The sequence below is a fragment of the Rhizobium sp. PK7-22 genome (assembly GCF_056530405.1).
Map to the genome: position 1 here is coordinate 300171 of NZ_CP096514.1, position 16392 is coordinate 316562.

The following is a 16392-nucleotide window of genomic DNA, read 5'->3' on the forward strand; positions in this document are numbered from 1 at the left end:
CCCATGACCGATGCTGCCAAGACAACCATCGACCAGAGCGAGGTCGACCGTTTCTCCGCCATGGCCGCGGAATGGTGGGATCCGACCGGCAAGTTCAAGCCGCTTCACAAGTTCAACCCGGTGCGTCTTGCCTACATCCGCGACCGCGTCTCCGAAAATTTCGGCCGCAATGCCAGGGACCACCTGCCGCTTACCGGCCTGCGCGTCCTCGACATCGGTTGCGGCGGCGGCCTTCTCTCCGAGCCAATGGCTCGCATGGGCGCCACGGTGGTCGGTGCCGACCCGTCGGAAAAGAACATCCGGATTGCGCAGACCCATGCGGCCGAAACCGGCGTCACCGTCGATTACCGCGCCGTCACCGCCGAGCATCTGGCAGACGCCGGCGAGATGTTCGACGTGATCCTCAACATGGAGGTGGTCGAGCACGTGGCGGACGTCGATTTCTTCATGCGCACCTGCGCCTCGATGGTGAAGCCCGGCGGCCTGATGTTCGTCGCCACCATCAACCGTACGCTGAAGGCGCGCGCGCTGGCCATCTTCGCCGCCGAGAACATCCTGCGCTGGCTGCCGAAGGGCACCCACCAGTACGAGAAGCTCGTCCAGCCGCAGGAGATCGAGGCGCCCCTCACGGCCGGCGGCATGGAGATCATCCACCGCACCGGCGTCTTCTACAACCCGCTCCAGGACCGCTGGAACCTCTCGCCCGACATGGACGTCAACTACATGATGCTGGCGAAGAAGCAGGGGTGAACGGCCGCTTTTGCGGCAGGCGATGGCTGTGGTAAACTGCCCCATAGTTGGGAATGGAAATCATGTCGGAAGCCGTAAAAATCACAGTGACGCTGGAGCCGGACATCGAGGATTTCGTCCGCGACGAGGTGGAGCGCGGATCCTTCGCCTCGCCGAGCGACTACGTCGAAGACCTGATCCGCAGACGCCGGGAACGCGGTCTTGCCCAACAGAAGCTTGATGCCGCACTCCAGGCGGGCATCGATGACATAGAAGCAGGCCGATACTCGCCGATCGATGACGCTTTCGCGGAGGTTCGCTCGCGGCTCGGCTTGGAGGCCGAAAAGATATGAGGGTCGTCCTCGCTCGCAAAGCGATCGAGGACCTCGTGGCAATCGGTGAGTATATTGCAGCCTCCAATCCGGAGCGCGCCGAAAGCTTCGTGAATGAGATCCAGGCGAAGTGCTTCAAACTCGCGGACAGTCCCAAGGCATTTGCCCGTCTTCCCCATCGATCGGACCGCGTCATTCGCCGGCGGCCATTCGGGCAATATCTGATCTTCTACGAGATGGGTGGGGAACGGATAGAGATCCTGCGCGTCATCCACGGGGCGCGCGATTACAAGACAATTCTCTTTTCGGACGACTAAACGTCCCCCTGCCCCCCTTGGCTGCTACACTCTGCCGGAAATGTAGGACAAGCGCCGGACCGGAGTTTGGCTGGCGGATCTTTGAAATGGAAATAAGCTTGCCGAAGCGCTAGTTCGCATCGTCCGGCAGCACCGGCAGCGGCGCCACCTCGATGCCTTCGTCGACCAGCGCGCGCACCTCCTCGACACTCGCCTTGCCGATGATGCCGCGGGCGTCCGCCTCGCCGTAGTGGATCTTGCGCGCTTCTTCGGGAAACTTCTCGCCGACATCCTCGGCATTGGCCTTGATGGCCGTCACCGCCTCGCGCAGCTTCGCCATCACCTGCTTCTGCGCCATGTCCATGGCCACCGCCCGCTTCTCGTCCTTGCGCCGTGCCGTCGAGACCGACGGCGCCATCAGCGATTTAGAGACCGCGGCGGAGTTGCAGGTCGGGCACGTCAGGAAGCCGGCCGCGACCTGCCGGTCGAAATCGGCGCCCTCCGAGAACCAGCCTTCGAACGCATGGTCGTTGTCGCAGACGAGGGAATAGCGGATCAAGCGGCTGCCCCTTCCGCCTCCGCCGCCACGGTGTCGAGCGTGAAGTCGCGGGCGTTCTTGAGATTGGGGATCTTGGCCCGAGCGGCCTTGACCTGATCGACATCGATTTCGGCCAGCACCACTCCCTCGCCGCTGCCGCCGGCCGATGCCAGCACCTTGCCCCAGGGATCGATGATCATCGAGTGCCCGTAGGTCTCGCGGGTGTCCTCGTGGACGCCGGCCTGCGCCGCCGCGATGACGAAGGCGCCGTTCTCGATGGCGCGGGCCCGCAGCAGGACCTCCCAGTGCGCCTCGCCGGTCTGGCGGGTGAAGGCTGCCGGAACCGTCAGCACCTCGGCGCCGGCCACCGCTTCGGTTCTAAACAGCGCCGGAAAGCGGACGTCGTAGCAGATGGCAAAGCCGAGCTTGGCAAACGGCAGTTCGGCAACCCGCGCCGTCTCGCCGGGGCGGTAGGCAGCACTTTCGCGCCAGCTCTCGCCGTTGTCGAGATCGACATCGAACATGTGGATCTTGTCATAGGTGCAGATGCGGCTGCCATGGGGGCCGAACAGGAAGCCCCGGTTGGCGATCTTGCCGTCGTCGAGCGCAATGGCGGTCGAGCCGACATGCACATGGATGCCGAGCTCCTGCGCCAGGCTCCGGGCGGTCGCGACGATGATGTCGCCGGCCTCGTCCCTCAGCACCGCCCTCAGCCCCGCGCGGTCCTTCTGCACCGCACCGGTCATCTCCGGCGTCTGGACATAGACCGCGCCCTGACCCGCCGCCTCGCGGACAAGGCGCACCATGTCGGCCGCGTTCTTCTGCGGATCGACGCCAGAGCACATCTGGATGGCGGCGGCCTTGAACCCCATGTCGGTCTCCTAGTTGGCGAGCATCGGGTCGAGCTTGCCGGAACGGTCGAGCGCATGCAGCTCATCGCAGCCGCCGACGTGTTCGCCGTTGATGAAGATCTGCGGGAAGGTCGAACGCCCGTTGGCCTTTTCGATCATCTCCTGCCGCAATTCCTGCGAATAGCTTGCGTCATGCTCGGTGAAGTCGACGCCCTTGGAGGACAGGAGCGACTTCGCCCGGGAGCAATATCCGCAGCCCTGACGGGTATAGATGGTAACGTCTGCCATGAATTCTCTCCGCGCACGGCCTTCAGGAAATGCCGTGTAAACATTGTCTTCCGACCTTCATATAGGCCCGGCCACCGCCATTGCAAAGGTCAAAACCGTGACCTCCGCCGCACCCGCCCGGCGCAAGGCCCGGCATGCGGAGGAGACGGTTGCGCCCGTCGTATAGACGTCGTCGACGAGGACGATGTGCTTGCCGGCGACGTCCGTTTCGCGTCCGGCCACGACCCGGAAGGCGGCCCTGACATTGTCTTCCCGGGCATGCGCCGTCAGGCCCACCTGCCGCGCGGTATTCTTGACCCGAACCAGCGTGCGCGGCAGGAAAGGCTGGCCCGACTGGCGCGACAGGTGCCGGGCAAGCTCGGCCGACTGATTGAACTTGCGGCTGGCGAACCGCCGGCGATGCAGCGGCACCGGCACGATGGCGTCGCAGGCCGCCACCTGTCCGTCGGAGGCGCGCAGCATCCAGAGCGCCATCATCGGCGCCAGATCCGTCCGGTCTCGGTACTTCAGGCCATGGACCAGATGGCGCACCGGTCCCTCGTGGATCGCCACGCTCCGCATCCGATCAAACACCGGAGGCTCGGCAATCGCCTCCGCCGAAACCATGCCGTCGCCGGGATCGTAGCTGAAAGGGATGCCGAGCACCTCGCAATAGGGCCGCTCGATGAAACGGATCTCGCGCCAGCAGCGCGGGCAGAAGCTTGCATGGCGCCCGGTCAGCACCCCACATGCGGGGCAGACCGGCGGATAGACGAGATCGCCGATCCACCGCAGCCAGGCGGGGAACCGCAGCACGGGCTTCGACGCTGTCTCTGTGTCATCTGCCGCCATGGATTGACATTAGGACCGCCGACGCGCCTTTGCGCAACAGATTCTTGAGGACGTAAGGCAAGATGGAGATAATTTTCGATCAGGCGCTGGCAACGGCGCGACGCGAACGGGCGGTGTCCGCCGGCGATACCGGCGCGGGCTTCCTGCTCGAGATCGCGGCCAAAGAGATCGCCGAGCGGCTTTCCGTCGTCGAACGGTACTTCGACACCGCCGCCGAACTGCACGGCGGCACCGGTACGGTCGCCCGTCAGGTGCTGGAAACCGGCAAGGTCGGCAGTCTCGAACGCATCGAGACAAGTCCCGGTTTCGCATCGCCCGGCGTGAGCATCAAGATTGCCCCCCTCGACGACGTGCCCCTCGATGCAGCCTCCGTAAACCTCGTCGTCTCGCCGCTCTCGCTGCATCTGGTCAACGACATGCCCGGAACGCTGGTGCGCGTGCGCCGTGCCCTGAAGCCGGACGGCCTGTTCATGGCCGCCATCCCCGGCGGCGGGACACTCGGCGAACTGCGCGACGTGCTGCTGGCAGCCGAGGCGGAAATGACGGGCGGCGCAAGCCCGCGTGTCATCCCCTTCGCCGATGTGCGCGATATCGGCGCCCTGATGCAGCGGGCGGGATTTGCCCTGCCTGTCATCGACGTCGAGACCTACACCGTCCGCTACGATTCTCTCTTTGCATTGATGCGCGACATCCGCGCCATGGGCATGGCCAATCCGCTGACGGGCCGCAGCCGCACCCCTGTCGGGCGGCGCTTCTTCCTGCGGGCGGCGGAACTCTATGCGGAGCGCTATTCCGATCCCGACGGGCGGATCAGGGCAACCTTCTCGATCATCTACGCGTCCGGCTGGGCGCCGCACGAAAGCCAGCAGCAGCCGCTGAAGCCGGGATCGGCCAAGATGCGGCTTGCGGATGCGCTGCGTGTCCCGAAGGACGCCGACAACGGAGATCGCTAGTCGGTAACGGTATCGAGCCGTTCCTCGACGGTGCCGAACACGTTGAGCAGGGCATCGGAGAAGGCGCCGACGCCGGCGATCAGCGCAACGGCGATCATGGCGGCGATGAGGCCATATTCAATCGCCGTCGCACCTTCGTTCGACTGCGACAGGGACCGGAGAAGACGCATTCGATTTCCTTTCGCTGGGCCCTGCGGTCGTGACCGCTCAGCAGCGGCTGCCGACATCATACGGCTGGATGATGCAGACGGAGCCGGGGGTTTCCTGCAGGACGCTGCGGCGGATCGTGTAGTGTTTCGAGTCTGAACCGGACGGCGCGATGGAGCCGGTCGTGATGCGGTCGAACTCCTCCTGCACATGCGCCAGGTTGCGGTCGTCGCGGTTCTCGGCGAGCATCGGCGTGACGATCAGGGAAAGTGCGATCGCCGCCGTTCCGAACAGCAGTGCAATATTGAGGGCGCCGGTCCTGCCGGATCTGTACGTCCGCTGGCGGACACGCACGGTCTTCCAGAGTTCATCGTCCATCTCAAAGCCTCGTCACGCAATTACTGCCTTGGTGAAAGACAACGTTAAGACAATTGGATAAACGATCTGTTAACGGCGTTCCAATTCGGGCCGCGGGCGTGACATTAAAGCAAGTCCTGCAGGAACGGGATCAGCGGCTCGTCCGCCGGCGGCATCGGGTAGGAGCGCAGGTCGCGGCTGCGCACCCATTTGATCGCCTGTCCCTCGCGCCCGGCGGGAATGCCCTCGTAGCGCCGGCAGATGTAGAGCGGCATCAGCAGGTGGAAGCTGTCGTAGGTGTGGCTGGCGAATGTCAGCGGCGCCAGGCAGGCGATCTTCGTGACGATGCCGAGCTCTTCCTCCAGCTCGCGGACCAGGGTCTCCTCCGGCGTCTCGCCAATCTCCACCTTGCCGCCCGGAAATTCCCAGAGACCCGCAAGGCTCTTGCCCTCCGGACGCTGCGCCAGCAGGATGCGCCCGTCCGTATCGACAAGTGCGCAGGCCGCCACCAGGAGCAGGCGCCGGGGTTCGACCGTCATCGCTGCACCTCGCGCCAATAGTGGTACTCGTAGGCCTCGCGGAAACCGAACCTGCGGTAGAGCGCAAGCGCCGGAGCATTGCTGTCGAGCACCTGCAGCCAGGCGGCCCGGGCGCCGCTGATGCGCGCCCAGCGGAGTGCCGAGGTCAGGATCTCGAGCCCGAGCCCTTTCCGGCGAAAGGGCTCGGCCACGGCAAATTCCATGATGCCGGCAAGATCGTTGTCCTGCACGCAAAGAGCGACCGCCACGGGACCATGCGGCGGCTCCTCCATGACGAACAGGCCGCTCGGCGGCTTGATGGCGCTCAGCACCTCCGCCAGCGCCGGCTTCAGCCCCGCATCCTCGCCCGTGACGGAAAGGCTCGCATCGACAAAACGGCCGATGTCATGGCTCGGCAAATGGTCGATGGCATCCGGCAGCGCCAGTCCGGCCAGCTCCGTGGTCATCACCTTCACCGTCTCGAACCGCTCCCAGCCCTCAGCAGAAAGGTGTTCGATCAGCTGCGGTGATGCCAGCGGCGTCTGCCGCAGCAGCAGCGGCCGGCCATAGGACTGGAAGCGCTTGCGGGCCTTCTCCAGTCGCAGGTCCATGTCGCGGCAGTCCGAGGGGTCGAGCGGCACCACACAATTGAGCCGTTTGGAAGGGTGGCCGCCGGCCAGCCGCACCTGCCAGCTGCCGTCGTAGATGACGGTCGCAGCCGGCCAGGCGCGAAAGCCGACGGCTTCCAGGCGCCGGACGAGCGGCAGATTGCTGGCGGGGGAGCTTGCCTGCATGGTCACCTCAGCTCCGGTAGTCGCCGTTGATGGCGACATATTCCTTCGTGAGATCGCAGGTCCAGACGGTAGCCGAACCGGTGCCGAGCCGGAGATCGACCCGGACCGGAATGTCTTCCTGCTGCATCACGGCGGTCGCGGCAGCCTCCGAGTAATGCGGATCCCGCTCGCCGTCGACGGCCACGCGCACGTCGCCGAACCAGATCGCCAGCCGGTCCCGGTCGGCCATCTCGCCGGCCTTGCCGACGGCCATGACGATGCGACCCCAGTTGGCGTCTTCACCGGCAACCGCCGTCTTCACCAGCGGTGAATTGGCGATCGACAGCGCGATGCGCTTGGCCGCCTGGTTGGTCTCGGCACCCGTGACGGTGATCTCCACCATCTTGCGGGCGCCTTCGCCGTCTCGCACCACCTGCAGCGCAAGATCCTTGAGAAGATCGTTCAGCGCGGCCCGAAAGCCGGCGAGCCGCGGATCGTCAACGGACGTCACCTTGCCCTGCCCGTCGGCCGCCGCCGCACCGGTCGCAAACAGCATCAGCGTGTCCGACGTCGAGGTATCGCTGTCGACCGTCATGGAATTGAATGTCGGTTCGACGCCGGCCGACAGGAGAGACTGCAACACGGCAGCGTCGATATCGGCATCCGTCACGACGAAGGAAAGCATGGTCGCCATGTCGGGCGCGATCATGCCGGCACCCTTGGCAATGCCGTTGATGGTCACCGCCACGCCGCCGATCTCGGCGGAGCGCGTGGCGACCTTCGGGTAGGTATCGGTGGTCATGATGGCCTTGGCGGCCTCGAGCCAGAAGTCCGGCTGCGCGCCAGTGTGCATGTCGCCGAGTACGCCGGCAAACTTTGTCGCGTCGAGCGGCTCGCCGATGACGCCGGTGGAAGCCAGATAGACCTGCGCCTCGGAGCATCCCACGGCAGCGGCCGCCGACTGCGCCGTCAGTTCCGTCGCAGCTCTACCCTTGGCGCCCGTAAAGGCGTTCGCATTGCCCGAATTGACGACGACGGCCCGCGCCGCGCCCTGCGGCAGGTTGCCGCGGCAGAAGTCGACGGGGGCAGAGGGGCATTTGGAGCGGGTGAAAACCCCGGCCACGGCCGCCGGCTGGTCGAAGACCATCAGCAGCACATCCGTCCGGTTCTTGTACTTGATGCCGGCCGCGGCAGTGGCCATGCGGACGCCGCGCAAGGCCGGCATTTCGGGATAGGACTTGGGAGCGAGGGGCGAAACGGAAGTGGACATGAGACAACCCGGACCGACAGATTTCCTAGAATAGCCAAAGGGCCCGCGAACGGCGGGCCCTTTGCTGAAGCGCGTCTGGCTCAGAGAGCCTTGTTCACGTCCTCATAGCCCTTGCGCAGGGCTTCGTCCATGATCTCGACCTTTTGCTCGGTCTTGGCTTCCGCGATCAGTGCGAGATACTTGTCGCGCATCACCAGCTGGCGGATCTGCGGCTCGACCTCTTCATAGGCCGGCGGCTGAACGTCGCGGCGATCCTCGAGCTTGATGACGTGAAACCCGAACTGCGACTGGACCGGCGTCTTCGTGTAGGTGCCCTTTTCCAGCGCGAAGGCTGCTTCCTCGAACTCGGGAACCATGCGGCCCTTGGCAAACCAGCCGAGGTCGCCGCCGTCGGACTTGTTGGAGTCCTCCGAGGTTGTCTTGGCAAGTTCGGCGAAGTCCTTGCCGGCGTCGAGTTCCGCGATGACCGCCTTGGCCTCTTCCTCGGTCTTCACCAGGATGTGGCGGGCATTGACCTCTTCCTGCTTCGGAAGAGCCGCGATTTCCTTCTCGTAGCGCGCCTTGACCTCGTCATCGGTCACGGCATCCACCACATGGGTGCGGAAATAGGAATTGTGCAGCTCGCGGTCGGTGATGTAGCTCATGCGCTTCTTGAAGTCTTCGGTATCTCGGATACCTTCATCGACGGCACCCTGGGCAAGCAGCTTTACGTCGATGGCGCCGGAAAGCGCGGCAACGCGCTTCTGCTCATCGGGAAGCTGCTGCAGCTGCGGGTCAAGGTTGGCAATGGCAAGATCGAGCTCGGACTGGCGGATCTCCATTTCGCCGACCTTGGCGACAATGGCGTCTTCCTGCGCAAAGGCAGGAGCGCTGAAGGAAACCACGACAGCAAGCGCAGCCGAAGCGAGGAATTTGTGGCGCAACATCAAGTCACCTTTCGAGATTGGACACCGGTCTCAGAAGCGCCTGAAACCGGCCGGAATGCCTTCACAAACATCGGAATGTGGCCTTTGTGTATCGGCCGTCACCGTTGACATCATTCGACCCCCCTCTTATCTGTCACGCAACTTTGCGTCCAGAAGAGTTTCCGGGCGCGGCGGGGGTTTACCGGACTATAAAACCCGGTCTGCAGCTTCGCAATCTTAGTAAAGATGTTGGGAAAGGACCATTCTGATGGTCAACTTTGGCGGTTTGGCCCGCAAACTATTCGGCTCTGCAAACGAGCGCCGTGTACGCTCCTACAAATCCTCGGTGGAGGCTGTCAATGCCCTCGAGGATCAGACCAAGGCGCTCTCCGATGCGGAGCTGGCGGCCAAGACCGCGGAGTTCCGCCAGCAGCTGGCGGCGGGCAAGACGCTGGACGATCTCCTCGTGCCGGCCTTCGCCGTGGTTCGCGAGGCCTCGCGCCGGGTTCTTGGCATGCGTCCCTTCGACGTCCAGCTGACCGGCGCCATGATCCTCAACGACGGATCGATTGCCGAAATGAAGACCGGTGAAGGCAAGACGCTGGTGGCGACGCTTTCCGTCTATCTGAACGCGCTCTCCGGCAAGGGCATTCACGTCGTCACCGTCAACGACTACCTGGCCAGCCGCGACGCCGCCACCATGGGCCGCCTCTACGGTTTCCTCGGAATGACGACGGGCGTCATCGTTCACGGCATCAGCGACGACGAGCGCCGCGCGGCCTACGCCTGCGACATCACATACGCAACGAACAACGAGCTCGGCTTCGACTATCTGCGCGACAACATGAAGTTCGACCGCGGCCAGATGGTGCAGCGCGGCCACAACTACGCGATCGTCGATGAAGTGGACTCCATCCTCGTCGACGAAGCGCGCACGCCGCTGATCATCTCCGGGCCGCTCGACGACCGTTCCGATCTCTACACCACCATCGATGCCTTCATTCCGCTGCTGAGCGAGGAAGACTACGAGATCGACGAGAAGCAGCGCTCCGCGAACTTCTCCGAGGTCGGTACCGAGAAGCTCGAAAACCTGCTGCGCCAGGCCGGACTGCTGAAGGGCGAAAGTCTCTACGACGTCGAGAACGTTGCCATCGTCCACCACATCAACAACGCGCTGAAGGCCCACAAGCTCTTCAACCGCGACAAGGACTACATCGTCCGCAACGACGAGATCGTCATCATCGACGAGTTCACCGGCCGCATGATGCCGGGCCGCCGCTATTCCGAAGGCCAGCACCAGGCGCTGGAAGCCAAGGAAAAGGTGAAGATCCAGCCGGAAAACCAGACGCTGTCGTCGATCACCTTCCAGAACTACTTCCGCATGTACGACAAGCTTGCAGGCATGACCGGCACGGCCTCGACGGAAGCCGAGGAATTCGGCAACATCTACGGCCTGGAAGTCGTCGAAGTGCCGACCAACCTGCCGATCCAGCGTATCGACGAAGACGACGAGGTCTACCGGACCTTCGAGGAGAAGTTCAAGGCGATCATCGTCGAGATCAAGGCGGCCCACGAACGCGACCAGCCGGTTCTCGTCGGCACCACCTCGATCGAGAAATCCGAACTCCTGGCCGCCATGCTGCGCCAGTCGGGCTTCGAGAACTTCCACGTTCTCAACGCCCGCTACCACGAGCAGGAAGCTTATATCGTCAGCCAGGCCGGCGTTCCCGGCGCGGTAACGATCGCCACCAACATGGCCGGTCGCGGTACCGACATCCAGCTCGGCGGCAACCTCGACATGCGCCTGGAGCGCGATCTGGAAGGCATGGAGCCGGGTCCGGAGCGCGACTCCAAGGAAGCCGTCATCCGCGACGAGATCAAGGTTCTGAAGCAGCGGGCGCTGGCCGCCGGCGGCCTCTACGTGATCGCCACCGAACGCCACGAAAGCCGCCGTATCGACAACCAGTTGCGTGGCCGTTCCGGACGCCAGGGCGACCCCGGCCGCTCGAAGTTCTACCTGTCGCTGCAGGACGACCTGATGCGCATCTTCGGCACCGACCGCATGGACGGCATGCTGCAGAAGCTCGGCCTCAAGGAGGGCGAGGCGATCGTCCACCCCTGGATCAACAAGGCCCTGGAACGCGCCCAGAAGAAGGTTGAAGCGCGCAACTTCGACATCCGCAAGAACCTGTTGAAATACGACGACGTCACCAACGACCAGCGGAAGGTCATCTTCGAGCAGCGCATCGAGCTGATGGATGCCGACGCCGCGGGTCTCGAGGAAATCGTGTCCGACATGCGCAACGAGGTGATCGAGATTATGGTCGCCAAGCACATCCCAGAGCGGGCCTATGCCGAGCAGTGGGATGCAGTCGGCCTGAAGACGGACGTCGAGCGCCTCCTCAACCTGAACCTGCCTATCCAGGAGTGGGTTACGGAAGAGGGGATCGCCGAGGAAGACATCCGCGAGCGGATCACCATGGCAGCCGACAAGGCCGCCGCCGACCGCCATGAGCGCTTCGGCGCCGAGGTGATGAACTATGTTCAGCGCTCCGTCGTGCTGCAGACGCTCGACACCCTGTGGCGCGAGCATATCGTCAACCTCGATCACCTGCGCTCCGTCGTCGGCTTCCGCGGCTATGCCCAGCGTGACCCGCTGCAGGAATACAAATCGGAGGCCTTCGAGCTCTTCCAGGCGCTGCTGGTCAACCTGCGTGAGGCGGTGACGGCCCAAATGATGCGGGTGGAACTGGTACGCGACGCCTCGCCGCCCCCGGAGACTCCTCCCGTCATGGAAGCCCATCATATCGACGCCACCACAGGTGACGACGATTTCGCCGGCGGCAATGATTCCGGCCTGCAGGTGCCGCCGGACGATCGCGATCCGACCAATCCGGAAACCTGGGGTCGCGTCGGACGCAACGAGGCCTGCCCCTGCGGCTCCGGCAAGAAGTACAAGCACTGCCACGGCGCCTTCGAGCAGGAGGCGTAAGCCAACGCTCCTGAGATCGCCGCGACTGCGCAGAATGCCGCCTCCGGGCGGCATTCGTCGTTTCGGCCCCTGTGGAGAACGGAAGAATGAACGGTCGACCCGATGGTTCGAAAGGATTGTTAACCCTGTCGTGGCAAGACTGGCGTCAGCGTTTTTGTTTGATGTGAGTATTGCGTGCCGATCATGGCGATCATCGACACAGCGGAGAGGTTCCTGCCCCAGAGGCTGCGCATCCGGCTGGCGCCGTGGCGCGACCGGCTGGCGGGAACGCTCGCGAACGACGGAGAAACGGCGCGGGCGCAGGGCCAGGCGCTGACCGCCTTCGCGATCCGCCTCGTCAGCGCCGCCATCGCCTTCGTGTCGCAGATCATCCTGGCGCGGCTGATGGGTGAATTCGAATACGGCATCTTCGCCTTCGTCTGGGTGCTGGTCATCCTCGGCGGCAGCCTGTCCTGCCTGGGCTTCCAGAGTGCCGTCATCCGCTTCCTGCCGCACCACGAGGCGCTCGGCGATCTGGCCGCCGCCCGTGGCCTCAACGTCACGGCCCGACTTTCCGCCATGATCTCCGCGACCGTCCTGGCGGCTATCGGCTTCCTGGTCCTGGAACTCTTCCCGCATCTGTTCGAGAGCTACTGGCTGGTGCCGCTGTTTCTGGCGCTCGCCACCCTGCCGATGATTGCACTCGGCGACGTGCTGGACGGCACGGCACGGGCGAACGGCTGGACGGTGACGGCGCTCAGCCCGACCTTCCTCGCCCGTCCCACCCTGATCCTCGTCTTCATGGTGGCGGCCGTCTGGATGGGCGCGCCCGATACCGCCGTGACGGCCATGCAGTCGGCACTGGCGGCGACCTATCTCACCACGCTCGTGCAATACGTGCGCCTGCGCCGCCGGCTGCGGAAGACCTACGGGCAAGGCAGGCTGCGCCTCGCGCCGGCGGAATGGCTGGCCTACACGCTGCCGATCTTCCTGATCGACGGCATCGGCTTCCTGCTGACCAATGCCGACGTCGTGGTCGTCGGTCTCTACCTGCCGCCCGACCAGGTGGGGATCTATTTCGCCGCCACCAAGATCATCGTGCTGGTCCAGTTCGTCGCCTTCGCCGTGAAGGCTGCCGCAGGGCCGCGCTTCTCCATCCTGCTGGCCACCGGTGACCGGGCGGCCCTGGCGGATTTTGCCGGCCAGGCGGCCCGCTGGAGCTTCTGGCCGGCGCTGGCGATCGGCTTGACGCTCCTCCTCGTCGGCAGGCAGTTGCTGGGATTGTTCGGCGAGGCCTTCACGGAAGGCTATTGGCTGCTGCCGATCCTCTTTGCCGGCATCCTGGCCAAGGCCCTGATCGGCCCCGGCGAGGTGCTGCTCAGCATGGCCGGGCATCAGAAGCTCTGCGTGCTCGTCTATGGCGCCGTGCTGGCCGCCAGCATCGTGCTGAACATCATCCTCATCCCTCGCTTTGGCCTGACGGGCGCCGCGATCGCGACCGCGATCGCCATGATGATCGAGACGCTGCTTCTGCATCTGGCCCTGCGACGCACGCTCGGTATCGTGCTGTTTGCTCTCCTGCGTCCCCAACCACCCGCGCATTCCAAGGCTGCATGACGATGGCTCCACCACCCAACAGCCCTGACTTCGAAAACATGCTGGGTTCGGGCTGGCCACAACCGCCGTCGCCCGCCTGGCAGCGCGACCGCCCCGACGCCGACATCCAGATTGCCATCGGCCTGGGAGGCCGGGATCTCTGCCTCTATCCGGCCTCCTTCGGCTACGAGATGCAGCAGGAGCTAGAGTTCCTGACGAACCGGGCGATGGAACCGAACATCTTCTTCAGCGCCGGCCTGCTGGCACCCGCCATGCCCCGAGTCGAGGACAAGCAGGTCCGCTTTGCGCTGATCCGCGACGAGCACGGGGACCGCAGCCGGATGCGGCTCCTGATGCCGTTCACGGTTGAAAAACCGGGCTTCTCGATGGGACCGGCGATCATCCGCGTCTGGGCCAATCCCTTCGGCCCGCTGGGCACGCCGCTGGTGGATGCCGAGGGTGCAGCCGAGACGCTCGACAATCTTCTGGAGGCGCTTGCCAAACCGGAGGCCCGCCTGCCCTCGGTCCTGGTCATCCCCCAGATCCGCGTCAACGGCCGCTTCGCGCAGCTGATGCGCGCCGTCGCCGTCTCGCGCGACCTGCCGGTGACGCTCACCGACACCATGGTGCGGCCGATGCTCGACAGCGCCGAGCCGGCGGAGACCTATCTGAAGGATGCCATTTCCCCCCACCACTACCGCGATCTCGGCCGCCAGTGGCGCCAGCTCGCCAAGAAGGGCCGGTTGGAATATGCGGTGGCCCGCCAGCCGGAGGCGGTACGCCTGAAGATGGAGGAATTCCTGGCACTCGAAGCGAAAGGCTGGAAGGGTCGCAAGCGCTCCGCGCTGATCAACGACCGCTACCGCTCCGCCTTCGCCCGCGAGGCGATCACCAATCTGGCGGAAATCGATGCGGTGCGTGTCCACACCGTCGAGTTCGAGGGCAAGGCGATTGCCTCGATGATCGTCTTCGTGATGGCCGGCGAGGCCTTCACCTGGAAGACCGCCTACGACGAGGATTTCGCCCGTTACTCGCCCGGCAAGCTGCTGATGGTCCGGTTGACCGAATGGCACCTCGACGACGCCAACATCCTGCGGTCGGACTCCTGCGCCGTGCCGGATCATCCGATCATGAGCCGGTTCTGGAAGGAACGGGAGGAAATGGGAACGCTGGTGATAGGCCTTGCCCGCAACAGCGACAGGGACGTGCGCCAGGCCGCCAACCAGCTTCACATGTACAACAGCACCCGCAACATGGCGCGCCTGCTACGGCAGAAGATCCTGTCCATCGCACGTCGCCCGGAATAGCCGAAGCCGTCAAAGACGGATCTCACTCCGCCGCGGCGCGCTGCCGCAGGATGCGGCGGATCACCTTGCCGCTGGTGGTCAGCGGCAGGTCGTCGACAAAGGCGATCTCCCGCGGATATTCATGCATCGAAAGCCGATGCTTCACCCATGCGCGAAGGTCTTCGGCAAGCCCTGGGCCTGGCGTGTAGCCGTCGGCCGGCACCACATAGGCCTTGACGATCTCGGTGCGCAACGCGTCCGGCTTGCCGACGACGGCCGCGAGTTGCACGGCCGGATGGCCGCAGAGACAGTCCTCGATCTCGCTCGGCCCGATACGGTAGCCTGAGGAGGTGATGACGTCGTCGTCGCGACCGACGAATTCGACATAGCCTCCATCGTCCATCCGCCCCAGGTCGCCGGTCAGCAGCCAGCCGGCGGCAAATTTCGCAGCCGTCGCCTCCGGGTCGTTCCAGTAGCCGAGGAACATCACCGGATCCGGGCTCAGGATACCAATCTGGCCGGTCTCGCCCATCGGCAGCTCGGCGCCCGCCGCATCGACGATTGCGACCCGGTGGCCCGGCACCGCCCTCCCGATGGCACCGGCGCGCGAGACACCGAGGGCTGCCGAGGATCCGAGCACGAAATTGCATTCCGTCTGCCCGAACAGCTCGTTGACGGTGACGCCGAGCACCTCCCGCGCCCATTCGTAGGTCTCGCGGCCCAGCGCCTCGCCGGCCGAGGTGATGGTCCTGAGGTCGAGTGCGTAGCGATTGCGGGGATCGCGCACCGATTTCAGAAGCCTGAGCGCCGTCGGCGGAATGAAGGCATTGCGGACCTTCATTTCCGACAGGATACGGAAGGCCATTTCGGCATCGAATTTCTGCGGCGGCGAGGAGACGACCGGAATGCCGAGCATCAGCGCCGGCAAAAGCACGTTGAGCAACCCGCCGGCCCAGGCCCAGTCGGCGGGCGTCCAGATCCGGTCGCCCGGCTGCGGCGCCAGGTCGTGCCCCATCTGGAAGCCCGGGATATGCCCGGCGAGCACCCGGTGGCCATGCAGCGCCGCCTTCGGCGGACCGGTGGTGCCGGAGGTGAAGATCATCAGCGCCGGATCCTCGGGCAGGGTTGCCACCACCGGAAACGGCCGGGAATGCCGGTCGATCAGCTCCTCGAAGCCAAGACACTCCGGCGACGCGGCCCCGTCTCCCGTCACGATCACATGCCTGAGGTCCGGCAGCGCGGGAAGGATCGCCCGCAGCCGGCTCAACCCGAAGGCGTTGGTGACGATGGCGGCGGCGCCCGCCGCCTTCAGCCGATATGCCAGCGCCTCCTCGCCGAAGAGGAGCGCCAGCGGCAGGGCGATGCCGCCCATCTTGTAGATCGCGACATGCGTGGTGACTGTCTCGAACCCCTGCGGCAGCAGGATCGCGATCCGGTCTCCGCGGGAAAGGCCGAGCGCGCAAAACCCGCTGGCGAGCGATCCGGAACGCGTCGAAAGTGCGTCATAGGTCATCGAGAGGTGCTGACCGTCGGGACTGAAGTGCTGCAGGCAGACGCGCGCGGGATCGATTGCAGCCCAGGCGTCGCTGACCGCTTCGCCGATGTTGAGAGGCGAAGGGATCTCCCATGCGAAATCGCGGGCAAGCTCGTTGTAGGATGAGGTAAGGGGCAGCAGCATGAACGGGTTTCGCGTGGGGCTCCGTCTCTGCTAGCACCGGGGAATGGGAGCCACAAGGAGCGGCCGCAGCCGC

18 protein-coding genes are annotated in these 16392 nt (G+C 64.8%); 7 read left to right on the forward strand and 11 right to left on the reverse strand.

From position 1 onward, the window contains the following. Positions 1-3: 3 nt before the first annotated feature. The 3 genes from ubiG to M1E10_RS06245 all read left to right on the forward strand — a co-directional run bounded on the left by ubiG (position 4) and on the right by M1E10_RS06245 (position 1378). Positions 4-750, forward strand: a complete 747-nt coding sequence (gene ubiG, locus M1E10_RS06235) for a bifunctional 2-polyprenyl-6-hydroxyphenol methylase/3-demethylubiquinol 3-O-methyltransferase UbiG (RefSeq protein WP_499175513.1) — start codon at positions 4-6, stop codon at positions 748-750. Between the two features lie 62 nt (positions 751-812). Then, on the forward strand, positions 813-1082 hold the full coding sequence (locus M1E10_RS06240; RefSeq protein WP_499175514.1) for a ribbon-helix-helix domain-containing protein: 270 nt from the start codon (positions 813-815) through the stop codon (positions 1080-1082). After that, a complete protein-coding gene (locus M1E10_RS06245; RefSeq protein WP_499175515.1) occupies positions 1079-1378 on the forward strand; it encodes a type II toxin-antitoxin system RelE/ParE family toxin in 300 nt (99 codons plus the stop codon). Before M1E10_RS06240 ends, M1E10_RS06245 begins: the two co-directional genes overlap by 4 nt. A gap of 109 nt (positions 1379-1487) precedes the next feature. Here M1E10_RS06245 and M1E10_RS06250 read toward each other — a convergent pair whose 3' ends face one another. From M1E10_RS06250 to M1E10_RS06265, 4 genes are read right to left on the reverse strand one after another with little or no spacing between them, the layout of a single operon-like run. After that, complete coding sequence (locus tag M1E10_RS06250) at positions 1488-1916, reverse strand: DUF1178 family protein (RefSeq protein WP_499175516.1); 429 nt, start codon at positions 1914-1916, stop codon at positions 1488-1490. After that, positions 1913-2767, reverse strand: a complete 855-nt coding sequence (locus M1E10_RS06255; protein ID WP_499175517.1) for a carbon-nitrogen hydrolase family protein — start codon at positions 2765-2767, stop codon at positions 1913-1915. The genes M1E10_RS06250 and M1E10_RS06255 overlap by 4 nt, the downstream gene beginning before the upstream one ends. Before the next feature lie 9 nt (positions 2768-2776). After that, positions 2777-3034, reverse strand: a complete 258-nt coding sequence (gene grxC / locus M1E10_RS06260; protein WP_499175518.1) for a glutaredoxin — start codon at positions 3032-3034, stop codon at positions 2777-2779. Between the two features lie 57 nt (positions 3035-3091). Next, positions 3092-3865 (reverse strand): ComF family protein, encoded by a 774-nt coding sequence (locus tag M1E10_RS06265; RefSeq protein ID WP_499175519.1) that lies wholly within the window; start codon positions 3863-3865, stop codon positions 3092-3094. 62 nt (positions 3866-3927) lie between these two features. Here M1E10_RS06265 and M1E10_RS06270 point away from each other — a divergent pair, with 62 nt between their 5' ends. After that, positions 3928-4818 (forward strand): methyltransferase domain-containing protein, encoded by an 891-nt coding sequence (locus M1E10_RS06270; RefSeq protein WP_499175520.1) that lies wholly within the window; start codon positions 3928-3930, stop codon positions 4816-4818. On the opposite strand, the gene M1E10_RS06275 is transcribed toward M1E10_RS06270, so the two are convergent. The 6 genes from M1E10_RS06275 to M1E10_RS06300 all read right to left on the reverse strand — a co-directional run bounded on the left by M1E10_RS06275 (position 4815) and on the right by M1E10_RS06300 (position 8809). Continuing rightward, positions 4815-4988, reverse strand: a complete 174-nt coding sequence (locus tag M1E10_RS06275) for a Flp family type IVb pilin (protein WP_499175521.1) — start codon at positions 4986-4988, stop codon at positions 4815-4817. The two genes, M1E10_RS06270 and M1E10_RS06275, sit on opposite strands and share 4 nt — an antisense overlap. 37 nt (positions 4989-5025) lie before the next feature. Further along, positions 5026-5343 carry a hypothetical protein gene (locus M1E10_RS06280; RefSeq protein WP_499175522.1) on the reverse strand — a complete coding sequence of 106 codons (318 nt, stop codon included), beginning with the start codon at positions 5341-5343 and terminating at the stop codon, positions 5026-5028. A 104-nt stretch (positions 5344-5447) separates the two neighbouring features. Further along, positions 5448-5861 (reverse strand): (deoxy)nucleoside triphosphate pyrophosphohydrolase, encoded by a 414-nt coding sequence (gene mutT / locus M1E10_RS06285; RefSeq protein ID WP_499175523.1) that lies wholly within the window; start codon positions 5859-5861, stop codon positions 5448-5450. Then, complete coding sequence (locus M1E10_RS06290) at positions 5858-6634, reverse strand: GNAT family N-acetyltransferase (RefSeq protein WP_499175524.1); 777 nt, start codon at positions 6632-6634, stop codon at positions 5858-5860. Before M1E10_RS06290 ends, mutT begins: the two co-directional genes overlap by 4 nt. 7 nt (positions 6635-6641) lie before the next feature. Beyond that, positions 6642-7883 (reverse strand): bifunctional ornithine acetyltransferase/N-acetylglutamate synthase, encoded by a 1242-nt coding sequence (argJ, locus tag M1E10_RS06295; protein ID WP_499175525.1) that lies wholly within the window; start codon positions 7881-7883, stop codon positions 6642-6644. 80 nt (positions 7884-7963) lie between these two features. Continuing rightward, entirely contained in the window at positions 7964-8809 is an 846-nt protein-coding gene (locus M1E10_RS06300; RefSeq protein ID WP_499175526.1) for a peptidylprolyl isomerase, read from the reverse strand. Positions 8810-9056: 247 nt separating this feature from the next. On the opposite strand from M1E10_RS06300, the gene secA reads away from it, so the two are divergent. The 3 genes from secA (at position 9057) to M1E10_RS06315 (ending at position 14662) form a co-directional block, all read left to right on the forward strand. Beyond that, positions 9057-11780: a preprotein translocase subunit SecA gene (gene secA / locus M1E10_RS06305; protein WP_499175527.1), complete on the forward strand. Its 2724-nt coding sequence runs from the start codon at positions 9057-9059 to the stop codon at positions 11778-11780. A gap of 183 nt (positions 11781-11963) precedes the next feature. Further along, positions 11964-13376, forward strand: a complete 1413-nt coding sequence (locus tag M1E10_RS06310; RefSeq protein WP_499175528.1) for a lipopolysaccharide biosynthesis protein — start codon at positions 11964-11966, stop codon at positions 13374-13376. A gap of 2 nt (positions 13377-13378) precedes the next feature. Beyond that, positions 13379-14662, forward strand: coding sequence for a GNAT family N-acetyltransferase (locus tag M1E10_RS06315; RefSeq protein WP_499175529.1), 1284 nt, complete (start codon positions 13379-13381; stop codon positions 14660-14662). 22 nt (positions 14663-14684) lie between these two features. Here M1E10_RS06315 and M1E10_RS06320 read toward each other — a convergent pair whose 3' ends face one another. Then, positions 14685-16319: an acyl-CoA synthetase family protein gene (locus tag M1E10_RS06320; protein WP_499175530.1), complete on the reverse strand. Its 1635-nt coding sequence runs from the start codon at positions 16317-16319 to the stop codon at positions 14685-14687. Positions 16320-16392 lie beyond the last annotated feature (73 nt).

Coding starts and splice junctions, on each gene's coding strand:
- ubiG (WP_499175513.1), top strand. CDS start 4: ATGACCGATGCTGCCAAGACAACCATCGACCAGAGCGAGGTCGACCGT.
- M1E10_RS06240 (WP_499175514.1), top strand. CDS start 813: ATGTCGGAAGCCGTAAAAATCACAGTGACGCTGGAGCCGGACATCGAG.
- M1E10_RS06245 (WP_499175515.1), top strand. CDS start 1,079: ATGAGGGTCGTCCTCGCTCGCAAAGCGATCGAGGACCTCGTGGCAATC.
- M1E10_RS06255 (WP_499175517.1), bottom strand. CDS start 2,767: ATGGGGTTCAAGGCCGCCGCCATCCAGATGTGCTCTGGCGTCGATCCG.
- grxC (WP_499175518.1), bottom strand. CDS start 3,034: ATGGCAGACGTTACCATCTATACCCGTCAGGGCTGCGGATATTGCTCC.
- M1E10_RS06265 (WP_499175519.1), bottom strand. CDS start 3,865: ATGGCGGCAGATGACACAGAGACAGCGTCGAAGCCCGTGCTGCGGTTC.
- M1E10_RS06270 (WP_499175520.1), top strand. CDS start 3,928: ATGGAGATAATTTTCGATCAGGCGCTGGCAACGGCGCGACGCGAACGG.
- M1E10_RS06275 (WP_499175521.1), bottom strand. CDS start 4,988: ATGCGTCTTCTCCGGTCCCTGTCGCAGTCGAACGAAGGTGCGACGGCG.
- M1E10_RS06280 (WP_499175522.1), bottom strand. CDS start 5,343: ATGGACGATGAACTCTGGAAGACCGTGCGTGTCCGCCAGCGGACGTAC.
- mutT (WP_499175523.1), bottom strand. CDS start 5,861: ATGACGGTCGAACCCCGGCGCCTGCTCCTGGTGGCGGCCTGCGCACTT.
- M1E10_RS06290 (WP_499175524.1), bottom strand. CDS start 6,634: ATGCAGGCAAGCTCCCCCGCCAGCAATCTGCCGCTCGTCCGGCGCCTG.
- argJ (WP_499175525.1), bottom strand. CDS start 7,883: ATGTCCACTTCCGTTTCGCCCCTCGCTCCCAAGTCCTATCCCGAAATG.
- M1E10_RS06300 (WP_499175526.1), bottom strand. CDS start 8,809: ATGTTGCGCCACAAATTCCTCGCTTCGGCTGCGCTTGCTGTCGTGGTT.
- secA (WP_499175527.1), top strand. CDS start 9,057: ATGGTCAACTTTGGCGGTTTGGCCCGCAAACTATTCGGCTCTGCAAAC.
- M1E10_RS06310 (WP_499175528.1), top strand. CDS start 11,964: ATGGCGATCATCGACACAGCGGAGAGGTTCCTGCCCCAGAGGCTGCGC.
- M1E10_RS06315 (WP_499175529.1), top strand. CDS start 13,379: ATGGCTCCACCACCCAACAGCCCTGACTTCGAAAACATGCTGGGTTCG.
- M1E10_RS06320 (WP_499175530.1), bottom strand. CDS start 16,319: ATGCTGCTGCCCCTTACCTCATCCTACAACGAGCTTGCCCGCGATTTC.